The sequence below is a fragment of the Streptomyces sp. NPDC051913 genome (assembly GCF_044593635.1).
GTDB lineage: Bacteria > Actinomycetota > Actinomycetes > Streptomycetales > Streptomycetaceae > Streptomyces.
Genome location: NZ_JBIUCI010000029.1, coordinates 44,236 through 65,917, shown reverse-complemented (window position 1 = coordinate 65,917; position 21,682 = coordinate 44,236). Strand labels below are relative to the sequence as shown.

Sequence of the window (21,682 nt, the reverse complement as noted above, 5' to 3'; positions counted from 1 at the left end):
AGACGTGCGCCTGCCGTGCCCAGCTGCGGTTGGGGCAACCCCGTGCTCCTCAGGAGCACGGGGCAGGATGTTCCAACGCGGCGCCGTAGCGGGTTTGTCGGGCAACGGGCCGCGTGGCGTGGGCACCGCCGGCTGTGAGAGGGACGGGAATGGAACCGACCGAGAGCGCCGCCCCGTACTCACGGCTGCGCCGGATGGCCGGCGCTTGGCGGGGGAGCCGCCGCGTGACGGGCACCGCGGAGCGCCCGCGCGACGAGGGGCGAGCCACCGGACCCACCATGCCCGCCGGACCGTACACCACCGTGGACGACCGCACCGCCCAGCTCACCGCCGACCGCACCCCCGGACTGCCCGGGGCCGAGCACGAGCGGCATCTGTCCTGGCCCGCGCTGCCCGCCGGGGTCGTCGCGGCGGCCGGGTTCGTGCTGGGGGCGGGGTTCTACCGGGCGTTCACCGGAAGCCACGCCCTCTTTCCGTCCGGCGCCGTCGGCTGGGCCCTCGCCGTGCTGACCGGCGTCATCGTCGGCCATCTGGTCGCGCTCGGCCGCGCCCGCTGGTGGGGCGGCACCGGCTCCGGCGCCGCCCTCACCCTCGCCGTCCTGATGCTCTACGGCTGGGTACCGGCCGGCATGGTCAGCCTCACCGTCGTCGTCCTGGTCGGCATAGCCAGGCGCCACCGCTGGCGGCAGGGCGTCCTGCACGGCGCGGTGGACATCCTCGGCATCGCCGCCGGCGCGCTGATACTCGCCGCCTTCGGCCGCGTACCGACCGTCGAAACCCCCTGGAACCCCGACACCTGGACCCTCTACACGGTCCCCGAGATCGTCCTCGTCGCGGCCACCTATCTCGCGGTCACCCGCACCCTGCTGTGGTATCTGCACGCCCCGCGCACCGGCGGACTGCCCACGGTCGCCCGCACCGCCCTGGTCAGACAGGGGCTGGTCGCGGTCGCGCTGCTCGGCATCGCCCCGCTGGTCTGCGTCGTCGCCGTGGCCAAGCCGGTGCTGCTGCCGCTGTTCTCGATCCCGCTGATAGCCCTCGACTCCACCCTGTGGATGGCCCGGGCCCGCGCCGAGGAACAGCTGCGCGACCCGCTGACCGGGCTCCCCAACCGGCAATGGCTCCTCGAACGCATCTGGACCGCCCTGGACGACGCCGAACGCATCGGCGCCCGCTCGGCCCTCATGCTCATCGACCTCGACCGGTTCCGGTCGGTCAACGACACCCTCGGCCACCTCGCCGGTGACCGACTGCTCCTCCAGATAGCCGACCGGCTGCAACAGGCCCTGCCGCGCGGAGCGGAGGCCGCGCGGCTCGGCGGTGACGAGTTCGCCGTCTTACTGCCGGTCGCCGACTCCACGACGTCCGCGACCCGCGTCGCCCGCAACCTCGTCTCGGCCCTCAGCTCCCCGCTCGACCTCGACGGGCTCACCCTCGTCCTGGAGGCCAGCGCCGGAGTCGCCGTCTTCCCCGACCACGCCCTGGAGGCCGAGGGCCTGCTGCGCCGGGCGGACGTGGCGATGTACCAGGCGAAGCGGGACCGTACGGGCGTGGAGGTCTACGAGTCCAAGCGGGACTCGAACACCCCCGACCGGCTCGGTCTGCTGGGCGACCTGCGTCGCGCACTCGACGCCCGCGAGGTCGAGCTGCACTACCAGCCCAAGGTCCGCTTCGACGGACAGGTGGCCGGCCTCGAAGCCCTGGTCCGCTGGGTGCACCCGGAGCGCGGGAAGGTGCCGCCGGACGAGTTCATCGCCATCGCCGAGTCCTCCGGGCTGATGCCCCATCTCACGGAGTACGTCCTCGACACCGCGCTCGCCCAGGTCGCCCAGTGGCGCGCCCAGGGGCTGTACGTCCCGGTCGCGGTCAACGTCTCCCCACGCGACGTGCACACCCCCGGTTTCGCGGGTTCGGTCGCCGCCCGCCTGGCCCGCCACGGTGTCCCCGCGGGCTCGCTCCAGCTGGAGATAACGGAGCACGTCCTCCTGGAGGACCCGCAGCGCGCCGCCGACACCCTCGCCGGGCTGACCGGCCACGGCGTGAAGATGTCCCTCGACGACTTCGGCACCGGCTACTCCTCCCTGGTGCATCTGCGCCGGCTCCCCGTCAGTGAACTGAAGATCGACCGCTCGTTCGTGGCCCGTCTCGCCGTCGACGCCGAGGACGCCGAGATCGTGCGTTGCACCGTCGACCTCGCCCATTCCCTCGGCCTGCTGGTCGTCGCCGAGGGCGTCGAGGACGACGAGACCTGGGAACGCCTGCGCGACCTGGGCTGCGACGCCGTACAGGGCTGGCTGGTGGCCGCCGCGATGCCGCCGGAGGAGACGACGGCGTGGCTGCGGGCCAGGGGCTCGCGGGGCTGGCAGCGGCCGAAGGCGGCCTTGCCCGCGGCGGAGTGAACACCCCCTCCGAATCCGTTTAACGGCCAGAGGCGCTCGCCCCATAGGATTGGCCCCAAACCACACGCACTCACCCCCAGAGGATCGCTGCATGCCTGGCATCACGCGCGAGGAGGTCGCCCACCTCGCACGGCTGGCGCGTCTGGAGCTGAAGCCCGAAGAGCTCGAGCACTTCGCGGGACAGCTGGACGACATCATCGGCGCGGTCGCACGCGTCAGTGAGGTCGCCGACCAAGACGTACCGCCGACCTCGCACCCGCTCCCGCTGACGAACGTCATGCGAGCGGACGAGGTCCGTCCGTCGCTCACCCCCGAGCAGGCGCTCTCCGGCGCCCCGGCCCAGGAGCAGCAGCGTTTCAAGGTGCCGCAGATCCTGGGGGAGGACTAAGAAGTCATGACGGACATCAACGTCAACATCATCAAGCTCACCGCCGCCGAGACCGCCGCGAAGATCGCTTCCGGTGAGCTCACGGCCGTGCAGGTCACCGAGGCCCACCTGGCCCGTATCGAGGCCGTCGACGAGAAGGTGCACGCCTTCCTGCACGTCGACCGCGAGGGCGCGCTGGCCCAGGCCCGCGCCGTCGACGAGAAGCGCGCCAAGGGCGAGAAGCTCGGCCCGCTCGCCGGTGTGCCGCTCGCGCTGAAGGACATCTTCACCACCGAGGGCATCCCGACGACCGTCGGCTCGAAGATCCTCGAGGGCTGGATCCCGCCGTACGACGCCACCCTCACCAAGCGGCTCAAGGCCGCCGACGTCGTCATCCTCGGCAAGACCAACATGGACGAGTTCGCCATGGGGTCCTCCACCGAGAACAGCGCTTACGGCCCCACCGGCAACCCGTGGGACCTCACCCGCATCCCCGGCGGCTCCGGCGGCGGCTCCTCGGCCGCGCTCGCCGCGCACATGGCGCCCCTCGCCATCGGCACCGACACCGGCGGTTCCATCCGCCAGCCGGCCGCCGTCACCGGCACGGTCGGCGTGAAGCCGACGTACGGCGCGGTCTCCCGCTTCGGCATGGTGGCGTTCTCGTCCTCCCTCGACCAGGGCGGCCCCTGCGCCCGTACGGTCCTGGACGCGGCGCTGCTGCACGAGGTCATCGCCGGGCACGACCCGCTGGACTCGACGTCGATCGACGCCCCGGTCCCGCCGGTCGTCGAGGCCGCCCGCAACGGCAGTGTCCAGGGCATGCGCGTCGGCGTCGTCAAGCAGTTCCGCGGCGAGGGCTACCAGGCCGGTGTCATCCAGCGCTTCGACGAGTCCGTCGCCCTCCTCAAGGAGCTGGGCGCGGAGATCGTCGAGCTGGACTGTCCCTCCTTCGACCTGGCCCTGTCGGCGTACTACCTGATCGCGCCCTCGGAGTGCTCGTCCAACCTCGCCCGCTTCGACGGCCTGCGCTACGGCCTGCGGACCGGCGATGACGGCAGCCACTCGGCCGAGGAGGTCACCTCCCTCACCCGTGAGGCGGGCTTCGGCCCCGAGGTGAAGCGACGGATCATGCTCGGCACGTACGCGCTCAGCAGCGGGTACTACGACGCCTACTACGGCTCCGCCCAGAAGGTGCGCACGCTCATCACGCGCGACTTCGAGAAGGCCTTCGAGCAGGTCGACGTCATCGTGTCGCCGACCACGCCCACCACCGCCTTCCCGATCGGCGAGCGTGCCGACGACCCGATGGCGATGTACCTCGCGGACCTGTGCACCATCCCGACGAACCTCGCGGGCAACGCGGCGATGTCGCTGCCGTGCGGTCTGGCGCCCGAGGACAACCTCCCGGTCGGCCTCCAGATCATCGCCCCGGCGCTGAAGGACGACCGGCTGTACAAGGTCGGCGCAGCCGTCGAGGCCGCCTTCGTGGAAAAGTGGGGGCACCCGCTCCTCGAGGAGGCACCGTCGCTGTGAGCAAGCTGACCAAGGCCAAGGACTTCAAGAAGTCCAAGTCCGGTACGTACCTGTCGATGGCCACCACCGCGTTCGGCGCGCTGAGTGTCGCCAAGCAGATCAAGAGGGCCCGCACCGAGCAGGACACGCTCCGGCTGATCGACGCCACCGTCTCCGCGGTCGCGATCGTCACCGGCCTCGCCATCCTGTACCGCGAGCTGAAGCGGCTGGGCGACGACGACGTCCTGCTGGGCTGAGAGGGAAGTTTCACCGTGACCACCACGACCGACCTGGTGTCGTACGAGGACGCGCTGGCGTCGTACGACCCCGTCATGGGCCTTGAGGTCCATGTCGAACTCGGCACCAAGACCAAGATGTTCTGCGGCTGTTCGACCGAGCTCGGTCAGGACGCCAACACGCAGACCTGTCCCACCTGCCTCGGCCTGCCCGGCGCGCTCCCGGTCGTCAACGCGACCGGTGTCGAGTCGGCGATCAAGATCGGTCTCGCGCTGAACTGCGAGATCGCCGAGTGGTGCCGCTTCGCCCGGAAGAACTACTTCTATCCGGACATGCCGAAGAACTTCCAGACCTCCCAGTACGACGAGCCGATCGCCTTCAACGGCTACCTCGACGTACAGCTGGAGGACGGCGAGACCTTCCGCGTGGAGATCGAGCGCGCCCACATGGAGGAGGACACCGGCAAGTCGACCCACGTGGGCGGCGCGACGGGTCGTATCCACGGCGCGTCGCACTCGCTGCTGGACTACAACCGGGCCGGTATCCCGCTCATCGAGATCGTCACCAAGCCGATCGAGGGCGCGGGCGAGCGCGCTCCCGAGGTCGCCAAGGCGTACGTCCGTGAGCTGCGCGAGGTCATCAAGGCGCTCGGTGTCTCGGAAGCCCGCATGGAGATGGGGCAGATGCGCTGCGACGTGAACCTGTCGCTGCGCCCGCACGGCCGCGAGAAGTTCGGCACGCGTTCCGAGACCAAGAACGTCAACTCGCTGCGTTCCGTGGAGCGTGCGGCCCGGTTCGAGATCCAGCGGCACGCCGCGGTCCTGAACAGAGGCGGCACGATCATCCAGGAGACCCGGCACTTCCACGAGGACACGGGGTCCACGACCTCGGGCCGCGTGAAGGAGGAGGCCGAGGACTACCGGTACTTCCCGGAGCCGGACCTGGTCCCCGTGGCCCCCTCGCGTGAGTGGGTCGAGGAGATCCGCGCCGCTCTGCCGGAGCTGCCGCTGGTCCGCCGTAACCGACTCCTTGCGGAGTGGGGCATCTCGGCCACCGAGATGCAGGCGATCCTCAACGCGGGTGCCCTGGACCCGATCGTCGCCACGATCGACGCCGGGGCCGACGCGGCCTCCGCCCGCAAGTGGTGGATGGGCGAACTGGCGCGCAGCGCCAACGAGTCGGGCAAGTCGCTGGACGAGCTGGCGATCACCCCGGCGCAGGTCGCCCGGGTCACCGAGCTCGTCTCGAAGGGCGACCTCAACGACAAGCTGGCCCGTCAGGTCATCGAGGGCGTTCTCGCGGGCGAGGGCACCCCGGACGAGGTCGTCGACAAGCGCGGTCTGAAGGTCGTCTCCGACGAGGGTGCCCTCGGCACCGCCGTCGACGAGGCCATCGCCGGCAACCCGGGCATCGCCGACAAGATCCGCTCCGGCAAGGTCGCCGCGGCCGGTGCCCTGGTCGGCGCGGTCATGAAGGCCACCCGCGGTCAGGCCGACGCGGCCCGCGTCAAGGAGCTGATCCTGGAGAAGCTGGGCGTCAGCGAGGGCTGAGCCCACCGACGCGTACGGCCCCGGAAGGATGCCTTCCGGGGCCGTAGTGCTCTCTACTTACGGCGTCCTACGAGTCGTACGAAACCCAGCGCCCGGCCCTGGTCGGCCCGGACCGCCTCGCGCACCCGGCGCGCCATGTCGCGATGGAACTCCTCCGGGCTCTCCTCGGCGACGACGTCGCACCACAGCAGCCAGTCCTGCCAGCCGTCCGGCTGCCAGTCGGCCGTCTCGACCTCGACGGCCCCGCTGCGGGTCCACTGGCGGCGCCACCACTCGGCGGAGTGGAAGCACCACCAGTCGGGCTCCCAGTACTCCTTGAGATGCTCCGGCGGCTCCACGCCGGTGATCTCCTCCCGCACCGCCGGTACGACGATCCCGATCCGCCCGCCCGGCTTCAGCAGCCGGGTCAAGGTGGGCAGGTAGAGGTCGTTCGTACCGAAGTACTGGTACGCGTCGATGCTCACGATCGCGTCGAAGCTGCCCTCGGCGAACGGCAGGGCGTGCGCCTCGGTGTGCACGGGCAGCACCCGGTCGGCGAAGCCGGCCTCGGCGATGCGCTGTGCGTTCTCGTCGGGCTTGACCCACAGGTCGGCCGCGGTGACCTGGACGTCGTACTCCCTGGCCAGGAAGACCGAGGTCATGGCCCGGCCGCAGCCCAGGTCGAGGACGCGGGCGCACGGGCGCAGGGCGTCCAGTCCGAGTGCGGGCGCGAGCCACTCCAGCAGCCACAGCGCGTTCGGGCCCATCTGGTTCTCGATGACCCAGCGGACGTCGTAGTGGTTGCTGCGCGGGTAGCGGGCGTGCGTCAGCCGCCGGGTGAGGTCATCGTCCGAGGACCTCGGGGTGGTGATGTCTGGCATCGGTGAACGGGCTCCTTGAGTCCGGGAAGACGGAAAGGGATACGTCGGAGCTCGGTCGGACGCTCAAACAATGCACCTGCTTCGGCCAGGGGCGGACAGCCCGGGGATTCTCAGCCGGACACGCTACGCTCGCCCGCCATGAACGCGCACCCGGATTCCGACTCCGACATACAGGAGGAGTACGACGAGCAGGTCCTTGACGCCCGGCGGGCCCGCTGGACGGCGTCCGGGACCGGGGGGCTGCTGGCCCTCGCGGGCCTGGCGGCGGCGGTGCTCCGGCTGAGCGGCACCGCGCCCACGCTGGTGCCGGCCGCCTACGCGTTCGGCGCCGCCGTGTGTGTGCTCGCGGCGGTCCTCGGCTCCCGGGGGCGCACCCGGCGGGCGCTGTGGCTGCTGATCGTGGGTGTGATGGTGATGGCGTGGGGCGACCAGTTCGACTGAGGGTGACAGAGCGGTCGTTACTGTCCTGTGATCTGCCTCCCACTCCTGTGAATAAACCCACGAACGGCATAAAGGATCATTTCTGCCTGCAAGAGTGGTCCTCGCATTGCTCATGCGTTCTTTGCGGGCTGTTCACCACATGAACGACTGTTCCCGGTCAAAGATCCACAATTCACCCCTGGGAGCAGCAACGTGGCAGCCCTCGCGCGCTGGTGTGTCCGACGTCGACTGGTCGTCGTTCTGCTGTGGCTCCTCGCTCTCGGCGGGGTGAGCACCGCCGCCGCCCTCACGGGCTCCGCGTACTCCAACGACTACGAGGTCCCCGGCACCGAGTCCGGCCGCGCCACCCAGCTGCTCCAGGAGGGGTTCCCGCAGCTCGGCGGGGACAGCGACACCGTCGTCTGGCACACCACGACCGGCACGGGCACCGTGCGCGCCGCCGCCGTCGAGCAGACGATGACGCAGACCCTCGACAAGATCGCCGACCTGCCCGGGGTGGCGTCCGTGGTCGGCCCGTACGACGGCCGGAACGGCGCGCAGATCAGCTCCGACGGCCGTACGGCGTACGCCACGGTCACCTTCGAGGACCGGGCCGAGAACCTCGACCCGGCCGAGGTGCGGGCGGTCGTGTCGGCGGCCGAGAGCGCCGACTCGAAGGCACTCCAGGTGGAGCTGGGCGGCAGCGCCATCGCGCTCACCGAGTCGTCGGGCGGCCATGTCGCCGAGGTGGTCGGGGTGGCCGTCGCCGCGCTGGTGCTCTTCCTCGCCTTCGGTTCGCTCGCCGCCTCCCTGTTGCCGATCGCGACCGCGCTGGTCAGCGTCGGCACGGCGTACGCGGGGATCGTGCTGCTCGGGCATGCCATGACCGTCGCCGACTTCGCGCCCATGCTCGGCATGCTGATCGGGCTCGGCGTCGGCATCGACTACGCGCTGTTCATCGTCACCCGCCACCGGCGCGGGCTGAAACGCGGGCTGGACGTCGCCGAGTCCATCGAGAACGCCGTCGCCACCACCGGTCGGGCCGTCGTCTTCGCGGGTGCCACCGTTTGCATCGCCCTGCTCGGGATGCTGATCCTCCAGCTCGGCTTCCTCAACGGCGTCGCGATCGCCGCCTCGCTCACCGTCGTCCTGACCGTCGCCGCCTCCGTCACGCTGCTGCCCGCCCTGCTGTCCCTCATCGGCATGCGCGCCCTGAGCCGACGCGAGCGACGGCACCTCGTGGAACACGGGCCCCAGCCGGAGCTGCCGACCGGGCTCGCCGCCCGCTGGTCGGCGTTCGTGGAACGCCACCCCAAGCTCCTCGGCGCCATCGCCCTGGTGGTCATCACCGTCCTGGCGCTGCCCACCCTCGGGCTCCGCCTCGGCACCTCCGACCAGGGCAACAACCCGACCTCCGCCACCACCCGGCAGGCCTACGACCTGCTCGCCGACGGCTTCGGCCCCGGCGTCAACGGCCCGCTCACCCTGGTCACCCACGTCGACAGCGCCGAGGACAAGCTGCTCCTGGACAACCTCGACGCCACCATCCGTACCACCGAGGGCGTCGCCTCCGTGACGCCGGTCACCTACGACGCGGGCGGCGACACCGGCTACTTCACCATCGTCCCCACCTCGTCCCCGCAGTCGCAGCAGACCAGCGACCTCGTCGACCGGCTGCGCACCGAGGTACTGCCCCGCGCCGAGACCGGCACGTCCCTGGACCTCCAGGTCGGCGGGGTGACGGCGTCGTACGACGACTTCGCCGATGTCATCGTCGGCAAGCTGCCGCTGTTCGTCGGGGTCGTCATCGGGCTCGGCTGTCTGCTGCTCCTGCTCGCCTTCCGGTCCGTCGGCATCCCGCTGAAGGCCGCCGCGATGAACGTCGCCGCCGTGGCCGCCGCGTTCGGGGTGGTCGTGGCGGTCTTCCAGTGGGGGTGGGGGAGCGAGCTGCTGGGACTGGGCAGGGCCGGGCCGATCGAGCCCTTCCTCCCCGTGATCATGGTGTCCGTGCTCTTCGGGCTCTCCATGGACTACCAGGTCTTCCTGGTCAGCCGGATGTACGAGGAGTGGCTGGAGACCGGCGACAACCGGCGGGCCGTGCGGGTCGGGCTCGCCGAGACCAGCCGGGTGATCAACTCCGCCGCCGTCATCATGATCTCGGTCTTCCTCGCCTTCGTCCTCAGCGGCGACCGCGTGATCGCCATGTTCGGCATCGCGCTGGCCGCCGCGGTCGCCCTGGACGCCTTCGTCCTCCGTACGCTGCTCGTCCCGGCCCTCATGCATCTGCTCGGCGGCGCCAACTGGTGGCTGCCGCGCTGGCTGGACCGCAGGATGCCCCGCATCAGCATCGAGCCGCCCGAGTGCCGTGCCGCCCATGAAAGGGTGGACGCCGTCGTGGGGGACATCGAGAAGGAGCGGGACGAGGATGTACGCGATATCGCTGGGTGACGGGGCGCAACTGCGGCCGCTGGAGCCGTGGCACGCCGAGGAGTTCCTGGCGAACCTGGAGCGGGGCCGGGAGTTCATCGGGCAGTTCATCCGCTTCGGCTCCCAGGTCGTCGACGTCGAGTCCGCGCGGGAGACGCTCCGGAAGTACGCCCAGATGCGGGTGGACGACACCGGCGGCTACCACGGCATCTGGCTCGACGGAAAGCTCGTCGGCGGCGTCCTGACCCTCAACTTCGACGCAGCCCAGGGCAACACCGAGGTCGGCTGCTGGCTGGAGCCCGCCGCCACGGGGCGCGGGCTGATCACCCGGGCGATGCGCGTGCTCATCGACCACGTGATCGAGGAACGCGGCATCCACCGCGTCGAATGGGTCGCCGCCGCCGGGAACACCGCCAGCCTGAACGTGGCCAGGCGCCTGGGCCTGACCCGCGACGGAGTGCACCGGCAGGCGCATCCCTATCGCGGGGTGCGGCACGATCTGGAGGTCTGGTCGGTGCTGGCACCCGAGTGGCGTGAGGCACACGCGCGTGCCGCTCACAACGATCATTAAGAGACCTCTCAGACTCCGTCCGTACGGTGCGAGGCATGGGAACCAAGACTGTGGACGAGACCGGGACCGCGACGGGCCCCGAGACGACGACCGACGAGGAGAAGCTCGACGTCACCAAGGTCGACGAGACGACCGAGGCCGACGACTCCGATGACACCGACGACGTCGACGAGCCCGAGGGCCTCGCCGACACCGAGCAGGAGGGCCCGACCGGCGTCGGTCAGGGCGCGGGCGCCGTGGTCTCCGCCGGGCTCGGCCTCGTCTCGCTGACCGGCGGCTGGATCGCCACCGTCGCCGCCGCCCGCGAGACCCTCGTCGGCCAGCTCCAGACCTCGTCGACCGCCAGCGTCGCCACGCAGGTCAAGGAGGTGTACGGCGACGCCTGGCACACCACCGCGCTCTGGGGCGGCCTCTTCGCGCTCGCCGCGCTGATCGTCGGCGTCGCGGTGCTGGCCCGGCCCGCCTTCGGGACGCCCGGCAAGCCGCAGGCCGTCTGGATCAGGTCGGTCTCCTGGGCGGGTGTCGCGCTCGGCGTCATCGGCCTGCTCCTGGCCGTCCTCAAGTACACCGACGTCCTGCTCGGACTGCCCTCCACCAGCTGAGTCGCCGCAGGCCACGAGGGGTCTTAGAACCGCCGTAAGCACCTTAGGCAGGTTCTGAGGCCCCTCCCGCACGTCTAAGGCCCCACCGGCCGCCGAAGATGCGGAACTCTCCCGATGTGGCGCACCCGCCTTGGAGACGAAGGTTGAGGCATCGCAGAAAGCGAAGCACGAAACCGCATCTCACAAGGGACACCACATGTACGAGTACGAGCTCTCCCAGCTCCGTTCCGACGAACTGATCCGCCGGGCCCAGCACGAGCGTCTCGTCCGCGAGGCGGTCCAGGGCCGCCGCGCCGCCCGCCGCGAGGCAGCCGGCCGCGAGGCCGAGAGCGAGGTGCATACCGGCCGCTCCCGCCGGCACCGGTTCCTGCGCACCGCGTGAGCGCCGGGGGGAGGGAGGACGGCCGTACGTCGGCCACGGACACGGCCGTCCTCCCCGCAGCCGACGCACCACTGACAGTCAAAGCTCCACCGGCCTCCGACGCCGTCCCGTACGCCGGGGCGGCGTCGGAGGGCGTTTCCCCGGGCGTTTCCGGCCACGGGTGGGGCGGCAAGATCGCGCCCTCGGCGAAAACCGGTGCCGCGCTGTCGGACCCGCGTGCGATGCTCGGGCCCGTGGAGACCAGGTCCGTCAGTCCCGTGTTCGTCGGTCGCTCCGACGAACTCGACACCTTGAACGACGCGCTCGCCCGTGCCGCCGCGGGGGAGCCCCAGGCGTTGCTGATCGGTGGCGAGGCCGGGGTCGGCAAGACGCGCCTCGTCGAGGAGTTCGCGACCACCGCCTGCGGCCGGGGCGCGGTCGTCGCGCTCGGCGGCTGCGTGGAGATCGGCGCCGACGGACTGCCCTTCGCCCCCTTCTCCACCGCCCTGCGCGCCCTGCGCCGCGAACTGCCCGACGAACTCTCCGCCGCAGCCGCCGGGCAGGAGGAGGAACTGGCCCGGCTCCTGCCCGAACTGGGTGAGGCCCCCGCCGGACGCCATGACGAGCAGAGCATGGCCCGTCTCTTCGAACTCACCGCCCGTCTCCTGGAACGCGTCGCCGCCGACCGCACCGTCGTCGTCGCCCTCGAGGACCTCCACTGGGCCGACGCCTCCACCCGCCACCTCCTGGCCTACCTCTTCCGCACCCTGCGCACCGGCCGCCTCGTCGTCGTCGCCACCTATCGCGCCGACGACATCCACCGCCGCCACCCGCTGCGCCCCCTGCTCGCCGAACTCGACCGGCTGCGCACCGTCCGCCGCCTCGAACTCGGCCGCTTCAACCGCACCGAGGTCGGCCGCCAGATCGCCGGCATCCTCGCCGCCGAACCCGACCCGGCGCAGGTCGACGAGATCTTCGAACGCTCCGACGGCAACGCCTTCTTCGTCGAGGAACTCGCCGTCGCCGCCCACGAGGGCTGCTGCACCGGCCTCACCGACTCCCTCCGCGACCTGCTCCTCGTACGGGTCGAAGGGCTGCCGGAGAGCGCCCAGCGGGTCTCCCGGATCGTCGCCGAGGGCGGTTCCACCGTCGAGTACCGGCTGATCGCCGCCGTCGCCCGGCTCGCCGAGGACGACCTCATCGAGGCCCTGCGCGCCGCCGTCAACGCCAACATCCTCAGCGCCGCCCCCGACGGCGACGGCTACCGCTTCCGGCACTCCCTGGTCCGCGAGGCGGTCAGCGACGACCTGCTGCCGGGCGAACGCTCCCGGCTCAACCGCCGCTACGCCGAGGCCCTGGAGGCCGACCCGACCCTGGTCGCGGCCGACGCCCGGGTCATGCGCCTGGCCAGCTACTGGTACCACGCCCATGACGCCGCCAAGGCCCTGCCCGCCGTCCTGGACGCCTCCGTCACCGCCCGCCGCCGGCACGCCTTCTCCGAACAACTCCGGCTCCTGGAACGCGCGATGGAGCTGTGGGACACCGCCCCGGGGGACGTCCGGGCCGCGCTGCGCCCCGTCGACTACACCGAGGCCTTCCCTCCTTGCGGCTGCGACCCGGCCACCACCGCGCTCCGCTACCTCGACCTGATGGCCGAGGCCGCCGTCGCCGGCCGGCTCGCCGGTGAACGGGAACGCGCCCTGAAGATCACCAAGCGGGCCCTGCACCTGCTGGAGGAAGAGGGCGATCCGGTGCGCGCCGCCTGGTTCTGGGTGATGCGCTCCCGGCTGGTGCAGGCGCTCGCCCGCGGCAACGGCTGGCAGGAGCTCGCCACCGCACAGGACCTGGTCCGCGGCCTGCCGCCCTCCGAGGTGCACGCCGACGTCCTCGCCCATGTCGCCAACTGGTCCATGGTGCACGTCCCCGGCCCCGACGCCTTCACCGCCGCCGAACGCGCCGTGGAGTACGCGCGCATGGTCGGCGCCCGCGAGACCGAGATGAGCGCCCGGCTCACCCTCGGCAGCCTCATCGTCCACTCCGGCGACCTCGAAGCCGGCCTGAAGGAGATGTTCGAGGTCAGACGGCAGACCACCGAGAACGGCATGACCGCCATCGCCGCCCGCGTCTACGTCAATCTGCCCGACGCCCTCGAAGCCGTCGGACGCTCCGCCGAAGCCGTGCCCATCCTGGAGGAAGGCGTCGCCCACACCCGGAAGTTCGGCCTCCTCGACAGCGAGGCCTGGGTCTGGGGCAACCTCGCCGAGTCCCTCTTCAGCCTCGGCCGCTGGGACGAGGCCGCCACGGCCGCCGGCAAGTCGGAACACGTCGGCCAGAGCGCGAAATCCCGCGGCTTCCGCGCCACCCTCCGCGCCGAACTCGCCCTGACCCGCGGCGACCTGGCCGAGTGCGGCAGCCAACTCGCCGCGGCCCGCGGTCACTTCGGCACCCATGACCGCGCGCCCCAGCACGAGATGCCCCTCGCCCGCATCTCCATCGGCCTCACGGCGGGCGAAGGCCGCCTCCTGGACGCCCGCGCCGCACTCCAACGCGCCCTGGACGAGGGCTTCCCGCCCGACACCCAGCGCTACGGCTGGCCGCTGCTCCTGACCGCCGCCGCGGCGGAGGCCGACGCGCTCGGACTGCCCGCCACCGACGCCGGCCGCGCCGAGATCCTCCAGGGCATCCGCGAGGCCGCCAAGACCCTCACCACCAACGCGCCCGTCTGGCACGCCCACGAACACTGGGTCCGCGCCGAACTGCTGCGCGCCGAGGGGTACAGCGACCCCGAAGACTGGGCCGCGGTCACCGCCGCCTTCGAAACCCTGGACCGGCCCTACGACCTCGCCCGCGTCCGCCACCGCCTCGCCGAGTCCCTCCTCACCGTCGGCGGCGAGGACGAGCGCGACCGCGCCACGGAGCTGCTCCGCCTCGCCCACGCCGTCGCCGACCACCTCGGCGCCCGCCCGCTGACCGACGCCGTCACCCGGCTCGCCCAGCGCGCCCGCCTCGGCCTCGCCCATGTCCCGAAGCAGGCCCCGGCCCCCGCCGACCAGGCCGAGGCCCTCGGCCTCACCGGCCGGGAACGCGATGTGCTGCGCCTGGTCTCCGCCGGACGCACCAACCGCCAGATCGCCGAGGAACTGTTCATCTCCCCGAAGACGGCCAGCGTCCATGTGTCGAACATCCTCGCCAAGCTGGGTGTCTCGGGGCGTGGCGAGGCGGCGGCGGTGGCCCATCGGCTGGGGCTGTTCCCCGCCGAGCATCTCTCGAGTCGGACGGCGGGGTGACGTTTTACGCTGTAAGTGACCGGCCTAGGGAGGTCCTGTGTTCAACCCTTTCGAGGAACTGTTCGCACCCGGTCGAAAACACACCCGGGACGAACAGAACCGACTGGAACTGACGCGGGTCGACGTGGGTGACGGTGACCCCGGACACGGGCCGATAGATCTCTCGTCGGGAAAGGTCGTCGTACGGCGTCCGGAGCCGGACGAGACAGAGGACGGGACGCAGGACGGGACGCAGGACGGGGCACAGGACGAGCCCTCTGCGTAGGCAATCGGTCAGCTCACCTGGATCTCCAGAATCCGGTCGTCCCCGTCCTTCGGGTTCCCCCGTCCGTCCGTGTTGCTGGTGACCAGCCACAGCTTGGCGCCGCCCGCCGACACCACCGTGCGCAGCCGGCCGTACTCGCCCTTCAGGAAGGGCTGGGGGTCGGCGGAGGCCTCCGTGCCCCTCAGCGGGATGCGCCACAGACGCTGGCCCTTGAGACCTGCCATCCATAGCGAGCCCTCGGCGTAGGCGATGCCGCTGGGGGAGGCGTCGTCCGTGGCCCACTGGGCTGTCGGGTTGTGGAAGCCGGAGTCGTCCGACGTGCCCTCGGCCTCGGGCCAGCCGTAGTTGTCGCCCGGTTTGATCGCGTTCAGCTCGTCCCAGGTGTCCTGGCCGAACTCCGAGGCGAACAGCCGCTGCTCGGGGTCCCAGGCGAGGCCCTGCACATTGCGGTGGCCATAGGAGTACACGGGGGAGTCGGGGAAGGGGTTGCCCGGAGCGGGTTCGCCCTCCGGGGTGAGGCGCAGGATCTTGCCGCCGAGGGACTTCTTGTCCTGGGAGAGGCCGGTGTCGCCGCTCTCGCCCGTGCCCGCGTAGAGCATCTTGTCGGGGCCGAAGGCGATCCGGCCGCCATTGTGGATGAAGCCCTTGGGGATGCCCTTGAAGACAGTGTCCGGTGCGCCCAGCTGCTCGCCGGACGGCTTCTTCTCCTCGTACAGCATGCGGACGATGCGGTTGTCGGAAGCCGAGCTGAAGTAGGCGTACACCATGTGGTCCGAGGCGTAGTCGGGGGAGAGGGCCAGGCCCAGGAGGCCGCCCTCGCCGGCCGGGGAGACCCCCGGGACCTCGCCCAGCTCCGTCTTCCTGCCCGTCTCCGTGTCGACCCGGGTGATGGTGCCCTTGTCCCGGGAGGAGACGAGCAGATCGCCGTCGGGCAGCGGGGCCACGCCCCAGGGGGTGTCCAGGCCGGTCGCGACCGTGCGCAGCACCTTCACCGAGCCCTTCGCCGGGGGTGTCTCCTCGGCGGCCTGCTCGGTGGGGGAGGACGCGGACCTCGACGTCGTACCGCTCGGAGTCGCGCCGCCGCCGGCGGAGCCCTCACCGTCGTCCGAGGAGCAGCCGGCCGCCAGCAGGAGCGTGGTCGCGGCCAACACGGCCGTCACAACTCGACGTTGCACGATCTGGTCCCTTCGACGCGGCGGGTTCTCCTTTTCATACACCGCTCGCGCCCCGCGGGTTCCCGATCTCCACGAGCCGATGCGAGCGGGCTGCGCGAAAGCGGCGTGAAAGCAGCGCGAGAGCGCCTCACACCCCCAGGATCTCAGCCCCGGCCGCCCGGGACCTCAGTCCCACGACCCCAGCGCCCCCGGCAGCTCCCGCACCTCCGCCAGGTCCTGTGCGGAGAGGCGCAGCCCCGCCGCCTCGGCGTTCTCCCGCGCCCACCGCTCCTGTTTGGTGCCCGGTACCGGCACCACGTGCCCGCCCTGGGCCAGCACCCACGCCAGCGCCACCTGCGCCGGGGTCACGTCGTCACCGTGCCGGGACGCCATGCGCCGCAGGCCCGCGATGATCGGCTGGTTGGCGGCCATCATCTCGGCCGTGAAGCGGGGGTGGCGGGCGCGCAGGTCGTCCGGTTCGAAGCCCTCGCCCGGCGTCAGCGTCCCGGTCAGGAAGCCGTTGCCCAGCGGCATCGCCGCCAGGAAGCCGATGCCCCGGGCCTGGCACCACGGCAGCAGCGACTCCAGCGCCTCCGGCGACCACACCGACAGCTCCGCCTCCACCGCGCTCACCGGGAAGACCTGCTGCACCCGCTGGAGCTGCTTGATCGTCGCGTCGTACAGACGCGCCCCGGACCGGCGGCCGCCCCGTGCGCCCATCGCGCAGAAGCCCAGCGCCCGCACCTTTCCCGCCCGCACCAGCTCCGCCATCGCGCCCCAGGTCTCCTCGACCGGGACCTCGGGGTCCGCGCGATGCAGCTGGTAGAGGTCGATGACATCGGTCTGCAGGCGCCGCAGTGAGGCGTCGCACGCCCGTTTCACATACCCGGGGCGGCCGTTGGCCACGACGTGCTGCTCGCCCACCAGCAGACCGACCTTGGTCGACACGAACGCGTCCTCGCGCCGCTCCTTCAACACCCGCCCCACCAGCAGCTCATTGGTGAACGGGCCGTACATGTCGGCCGTGTCCAGGAGCGTCGTGCCCGCGTCGAGCGCTGAGTGCACGGCCCGCAGCGACTCCTCGCCCCGCTGCCGTGACCCGCTGTACGCCCAGCTCATCGGCATACAGCCGAGTCCGACGGCCCCCACCGCGAGTGCCCCCGCGCCGATCGTCCTGCGCTCCACCTGCTCGTGACCCTCCTCTTCCGGCACCCCACAACCTAACCTCTGCGTGCTCACACGCCTGACATAGCCTCATGACCATGAGCGCTGACGTGTGGCTTCCCATCCCGCCGGACGAGATCGCGGGGCTTCCCGAGGGCCCCCGCTACCTGTTCTGGGACGGGGGTGAGACAGGGGAGCAGGAGTATCCCGGGGACCCGGCCGACTGCGTCGTCTACGTGGTGCCGTACATGAAGCGGCAGCCCGTGAAGGTCCGCCCGCTGAAGGAGATGCGCAACCTTCAGCTCGTCCAGACGCTCACCGCCGGCGTCGACGACGTCATGGCACAGCTGTCCGACCTCGCACCCGGCGTACGGCTGTGCAACGCGCGCGGTGTGCATGAGGCGAGCACCGCCGAGCTCGCCCTGACCCTGACGCTCGCCTCTCTGCGCGGCATCCCCGGTTTCGTGCGGGCCCAGCAACAGGAGCACTGGCAGGGCGACTTCCGTCCCGCGCTCGCCGACAAGAACGTCCTCATCGTGGGGTACGGGTCCATCGGGGCCGCCATCGAGGACCGGCTCGTACCGTTCGAGGTCGCGCGGGTGGCGCGCGTCGCGCGCTCCGCGCGCACTACGGAGCGCGGACCGGTGCACCCGCTCACCGATCTGCCCGCCCTCTTGCCCGAGGCGGACGTCGTCATCCTCTCCACGCCGCTGAACGACTCCACCCGCTCCCTGGTGAACGGGGAGTTCCTGGCCCGGATGAAGGACGGCGCCCTCCTCGTGAACGTCGCGCGCGGAGGCGTCGTCGACACCAAGGCGCTCCTCGCCGAGCTGGAGAGCGGCCGTCTCACCGCCGCCCTGGACGTGGTGGACCCCGAACCGCTCCCCGCGGGGCACCCTCTCTGGCAGGCGCCGGGCGTCCTCATCAGCCCGCACGTCGGCGGACCCACGTCCGCGTTCCTGCCGCGCGCGAAGCGGCTCCTGCTGGACCAGTTGGGACGTTTCGTGAACCGGGAACCCCTGCGCAACGTGATCCTTACTACGGGTTCCGGGAGCGCGTAGATCCGCGGAGCAACAACCGTGTAATCCGCTTCCGGTACCCTCCGCAACCTCCCGGACGCGGTCCGTGCTCACATCACCGCTGGTCGTCACGGAGCGTAGAGGAACTATGTCCCTGAGTGACGAGACTGGTGTATCGTCCCGACAGGGGCTGCGCCGCGCACCGATCGGCGCCGGGGACGCACATTTCAGACTGTGAGGGGGGCGACGGGCGATGCACGGCCTATGGACGAACGATCCGACGCGGCGGGGCAGCCGGCGGCGACCCTGGCACACGGCCGCGCGCAGACGCGGTCACCACGGCAGCCACAACTGCCGTCACAGCCATCACCACCGCAGGCACAGCGGCCGCAAGAGGCATGCGCACCCAGCGACCCGGGAGCCGCTGGACCCCGGGGCACAGCGGACCTGGAGGGTCCGGTGAGCTCGCCGCCGCCCCCCACGACCACCCTCAACGGAGCGCTGCGGGACCGGCCTTCGCCAGGGTTGCTGCTGTCCCGCCCGCCGTCCTCCGGCAACGGGGCGAACCTGGTCCACCAACTCGTTCTGGCCCTGATCTGCGCGGGATACGCCGTCGGTTCCGCGCTCGGCTGGGGTTCGGACGAACTCGCCCTGATCATGGGCGACTTCGGGCTGAGCGCCGCGGCGGGCATCGCCGCCGTGTCCTGCTTCCTCTACGCCCGTCGACGCCGCATCCGCTTTCGACCGGCCTGGCTGCTGTTCGCGCTCTCCTCGGCCATGGCCTCCCTCGGCAACCTGGTCTGGGGGTGGTACGAGGTCGTTCTGGAGCGGCCGGTGCCGAGCCCCAGTTACGCCGACGCCTTCTTCCTGTGCTTCGCGCCGCCCGCCATCGTGGGCCTGCTGGTCCTCGCCAAACGGCCGGTGACGAAGGCCGGTTGGGTCTGTCTCGCGCTCGACGCCTGGCTGATCGGCGGCTCGCTGCTCACACTGTCGTGGAGCCTCGCGCTCGCCCAGGCGGCCAAGTCCGAGGGCCCCAGCGTCGCGCACACCGCGCTCTCGCTGGCGTATCCGCTGCTCGACATCGCCCTGGTCAGCATGGTGCTCGCGCTGCACTTCCGGCGCTCGGCGGTCAACCGCTCCGCGGTCAACACCGCGATCGGCGCGCTCGCCCTCACCGTGATGTGCGACGCCCTGTTCACCTCACCGCTGCTGCACAACGACTACCGCTCGGGCCAGCTGCTGGACGCGGGCTGGTTCGCCGGCTCGCTGCTCCTCGCCTACGCCCCCTGGGTCGCGCCGCGGCACGGGCAGCCGGACGACGAGCCGCACACGCGCGTGGTGCACGAGCACCTGCCGAGGCGGCGCGGCGGCATCCACCACCACCCGCCCGCACAGCCGCCGGGAGGTGATCACAGCCGGTATCCGGCCGCCCGGCCGATCGCCGGCTCCCTGGCCGCCCTCACGCCCTACCTCGCCGCCGCCGTGTGCACGCTGGGCATCCTCTACAACGTGCTCAACGGCCGCAGCGTCGACCGCGTGGTGCTGCTCACCTGCGGCACCGTCGTGCTCGCCCTCGTGGTGCGCCAGGGCATCATGCTGCTCGACAACATCACCCTCACCCAGGAACTGGCCCAGAAGGAGAGCCACTTCCGCTCCCTGGTGCAGGGTTCCAGCGACGTCATCATGATCGCCGCGCCCAACGGCATCCTCCGCTACGTCTCCCCGGCCGCCGCCGGGGTCTACGGACGCACCGCCGAGGAGCTCGTCGGTACGGAACTGGCCCATCTCATCCACCCGGAGGACCTGGGCTGCGTGGTGCACGAGGTGCGCCGCTTCCTCGCCGCCAGCCCGCCCGAGGAACCCACCACCCGCATCGAGTGCCGCTTCAAGTCCGGCGACGGCGGCTGGCTCAACGTCGAGTCCACCGTCAACCGGCACCACGGCGGCCTCATCTTCAACAGCCGGGACGTGACCGAGCGGGTGCGCCTTCAGGCGCAGCTCCAGCACAACGCCGAGCACGACCCGCTCACCGACCTGCCCAACCGCGCCCTGTTCACCAAGCGCGTCCAGCAGGCCCTGTCCGGCCGCCGTTCCTCCGACCGCGGCACCGCCGTCCTCTTCATCGATCTCGACGGCTTCAAGGCCGTCAACGACACGATCGGCCACCAGGCCGGGGACGAGCTGCTCGTCCAGGCCGCCCGCAGACTCCAGGACGCGGTCCGGTACGGCGACACCGCCTCCCGGCTGGGCGGCGACGAGTTCGCGGCCCTGATCGTCGGCGACGGCACCCGGGACCGCTCCGCCAGGGAGCGCCACATCCTGGAGCTCGCCGACCGGCTCAGGATCACGCTCTCGCAGCCCTACCTCATCGACGGCAACGATGTCCGGGTCGCCGCCTCCATCGGCGTCGCCTTCTCCGAGCCGGGCCTCGGCGCGGGCGAGATCCTGCGCAACGCCGACCTGGCGATGTACCGCGCCAAGTCGGCCGGAAAGGGCCGCGTCGAGCTGTACGCGCCGCAGATGCAACAGGACGTCGTACGCAAGGCGGAACTGGCCACCCGGCTGCGTGCCGCGCTGCACGACGGCGAGTTCGCGCTGCTGCACCAGCCCGTGGTCTGTCTGGAGGACGGCCGGATCACCTCGGTCGCCGCCCAGGCGCGCTGGCGTTCCTCGCAGGGTGTCCTGTTCACGCCCGCCGAGTTCCTGCGGGTGGCCGAGGACAGCGACAAGACGCAGGAACTCGGCCGCTGGATCCTTGAGGAGGCCGTGGGTCAGGCCGCCGAGCGCACCGGGACCGGGGTGTCCGTGCCGGTGACGGTCCGGATGAGTGCCCGTCGGCTCCTCGACCGGTCGCTGCCGCCCGGCTCGATCGAGGCGCTGCTGACCCGGCACGGACTGCCGTCCGGGTCCCTGCTGATCGAGCTGTCCGAGACCGACCCCCGGGTCTCCCTGGACGAGCTGGAGCGCCGGCTGGCCGCCCTGCGGCGGCTCGGTGTCCGGATCGCGCTCGACGGCTTCGGCAGCGGGTACGCGGCGATCACGGCCCTGCGCAGACTCCCCGTGGACGTGCTCAAGCTCGACCGCAGTCTGGTCGACGGGGTGGTGGAGTCCGCGCGGCTGCACAAGATCACCAGCGGGCTGCTCAGGATCGCCGGGGATCTCGGGCTGCAGTCCGTGGCCGACGGAGTGGACCTGCCGGAGCAGGTCGTGGCGCTGCGGGCGATGGGCTGCACACACGGCCAGGGGATGGCGTTCTCCGGTCCGTTGGACGAGTACCGGCTGCGCCGGGCGCTCACTTCCGGCCACTTTCCGGTGCCGCACGGACCGGCCGAACCCGCGTTCGCCGGGGGTGGCGCGGGGGTGTACACAAGTGGTGTCCCCGCCGTACTCGGGGGCGGAACCGCTGTCCTCGGAGGCGGAAGTGCCCTTCGCTCACATAATGAGACTCCCGTCCCACCCACTTGACACGTGGTGTGCGCCGGGGGGA

The 21,682-nt window shown here is 71.4% G+C and carries 17 protein-coding genes; 14 read left to right on the top strand and 3 right to left on the bottom strand.

What is annotated here, in order from left to right; all coding sequences use genetic code 11:
• Window positions 1-149 precede the first annotated feature (149 nt).
• The 5 genes from ACIHIX_RS45290 (at window position 150) to gatB (ending at window position 6,065) form a co-directional block, all read left to right on the top strand.
• Complete coding sequence (locus ACIHIX_RS45290) at window positions 150-2,399, top strand: putative bifunctional diguanylate cyclase/phosphodiesterase (protein WP_399966520.1); 2,250 nt, start codon at window positions 150-152, stop codon at window positions 2,397-2,399.
• 91 nt (window positions 2,400-2,490) lie between these two features.
• Window positions 2,491-2,787, top strand: coding sequence for an Asp-tRNA(Asn)/Glu-tRNA(Gln) amidotransferase subunit GatC (gene gatC / locus ACIHIX_RS45285; RefSeq protein WP_007384860.1), 297 nt, complete (start codon window positions 2,491-2,493; stop codon window positions 2,785-2,787).
• Window positions 2,788-2,793: 6 nt separating this feature from the next.
• On the top strand, window positions 2,794-4,299 hold the full coding sequence (gene gatA / locus ACIHIX_RS45280) for an Asp-tRNA(Asn)/Glu-tRNA(Gln) amidotransferase subunit GatA (protein ID WP_399966519.1): 1,506 nt from the start codon (window positions 2,794-2,796) through the stop codon (window positions 4,297-4,299).
• Window positions 4,296-4,535 (top strand): hypothetical protein, encoded by a 240-nt coding sequence (locus tag ACIHIX_RS45275; protein ID WP_329334408.1) that lies wholly within the window; start codon window positions 4,296-4,298, stop codon window positions 4,533-4,535. The genes gatA and ACIHIX_RS45275 overlap by 4 nt, the downstream gene beginning before the upstream one ends.
• Window positions 4,536-4,550: 15 nt before the next feature.
• The gene (gene gatB / locus ACIHIX_RS45270) at window positions 4,551-6,065 is read left to right on the top strand and encodes an Asp-tRNA(Asn)/Glu-tRNA(Gln) amidotransferase subunit GatB (RefSeq protein ID WP_399966518.1); all 1,515 of its coding nucleotides are present in this window, start codon (window positions 4,551-4,553) and stop codon (window positions 6,063-6,065) included.
• 53 nt (window positions 6,066-6,118) lie between these two features.
• Here gatB and ACIHIX_RS45265 read toward each other — a convergent pair whose 3' ends face one another.
• On the bottom strand, window positions 6,119-6,925 hold the full coding sequence (locus tag ACIHIX_RS45265) for an SAM-dependent methyltransferase (RefSeq protein ID WP_399966517.1): 807 nt from the start codon (window positions 6,923-6,925) through the stop codon (window positions 6,119-6,121).
• A 138-nt stretch (window positions 6,926-7,063) separates the two neighbouring features.
• Here ACIHIX_RS45265 and ACIHIX_RS45260 point away from each other — a divergent pair, with 138 nt between their 5' ends.
• The 7 genes from ACIHIX_RS45260 to ACIHIX_RS45230 all read left to right on the top strand — a co-directional run bounded on the left by ACIHIX_RS45260 (window position 7,064) and on the right by ACIHIX_RS45230 (window position 14,858).
• Complete coding sequence (locus ACIHIX_RS45260) at window positions 7,064-7,366, top strand: hypothetical protein (RefSeq protein ID WP_399966516.1); 303 nt, start codon at window positions 7,064-7,066, stop codon at window positions 7,364-7,366.
• A 192-nt stretch (window positions 7,367-7,558) separates the two neighbouring features.
• Window positions 7,559-9,793, top strand: coding sequence for an MMPL family transporter (locus tag ACIHIX_RS45255; protein WP_399966515.1), 2,235 nt, complete (start codon window positions 7,559-7,561; stop codon window positions 9,791-9,793).
• Entirely contained in the window at window positions 9,771-10,343 is a 573-nt protein-coding gene (locus tag ACIHIX_RS45250) for a GNAT family N-acetyltransferase (RefSeq protein ID WP_399966514.1), read from the top strand. The genes ACIHIX_RS45255 and ACIHIX_RS45250 overlap by 23 nt, the downstream gene beginning before the upstream one ends.
• A 35-nt stretch (window positions 10,344-10,378) precedes the next feature.
• Window positions 10,379-10,945 carry a hypothetical protein gene (locus ACIHIX_RS45245; RefSeq protein ID WP_399966513.1) on the top strand — a complete coding sequence of 189 codons (567 nt, stop codon included), beginning with the start codon at window positions 10,379-10,381 and terminating at the stop codon, window positions 10,943-10,945.
• A 196-nt stretch (window positions 10,946-11,141) separates the two neighbouring features.
• Complete coding sequence (locus ACIHIX_RS45240; protein WP_399966512.1) at window positions 11,142-11,327, top strand: hypothetical protein; 186 nt, start codon at window positions 11,142-11,144, stop codon at window positions 11,325-11,327.
• A gap of 221 nt (window positions 11,328-11,548) precedes the next feature.
• Window positions 11,549-14,593: an AAA family ATPase gene (locus ACIHIX_RS45235; RefSeq protein WP_399966553.1), complete on the top strand. Its 3,045-nt coding sequence runs from the start codon at window positions 11,549-11,551 to the stop codon at window positions 14,591-14,593.
• A gap of 37 nt (window positions 14,594-14,630) precedes the next feature.
• Window positions 14,631-14,858: a DUF6191 domain-containing protein gene (locus tag ACIHIX_RS45230; protein WP_399966511.1), complete on the top strand. Its 228-nt coding sequence runs from the start codon at window positions 14,631-14,633 to the stop codon at window positions 14,856-14,858.
• A gap of 8 nt (window positions 14,859-14,866) precedes the next feature.
• Here the strand turns inward: ACIHIX_RS45230 and ACIHIX_RS45225 are convergent, their stop codons facing one another.
• Both ACIHIX_RS45225 and ACIHIX_RS45220 read right to left on the bottom strand, forming a co-directional pair.
• Window positions 14,867-16,018 (bottom strand): PQQ-dependent sugar dehydrogenase, encoded by a 1,152-nt coding sequence (locus ACIHIX_RS45225; protein ID WP_399966552.1) that lies wholly within the window; start codon window positions 16,016-16,018, stop codon window positions 14,867-14,869.
• Window positions 16,019-16,198: 180 nt separating this feature from the next.
• Window positions 16,199-17,197, bottom strand: coding sequence for an aldo/keto reductase (locus ACIHIX_RS45220; RefSeq protein ID WP_399966551.1), 999 nt, complete (start codon window positions 17,195-17,197; stop codon window positions 16,199-16,201).
• Between the two features lie 77 nt (window positions 17,198-17,274).
• Here ACIHIX_RS45220 and ACIHIX_RS45215 point away from each other — a divergent pair, with 77 nt between their 5' ends.
• Complete coding sequence (locus tag ACIHIX_RS45215) at window positions 17,275-18,237, top strand: 2-hydroxyacid dehydrogenase (protein ID WP_399966510.1); 963 nt, start codon at window positions 17,275-17,277, stop codon at window positions 18,235-18,237.
• A 417-nt stretch (window positions 18,238-18,654) separates the two neighbouring features.
• The gene (locus ACIHIX_RS45210; protein ID WP_399966509.1) at window positions 18,655-21,660 is read left to right on the top strand and encodes a putative bifunctional diguanylate cyclase/phosphodiesterase; all 3,006 of its coding nucleotides are present in this window, start codon (window positions 18,655-18,657) and stop codon (window positions 21,658-21,660) included.
• Window positions 21,661-21,682: the final 22 nt, after the last annotated feature.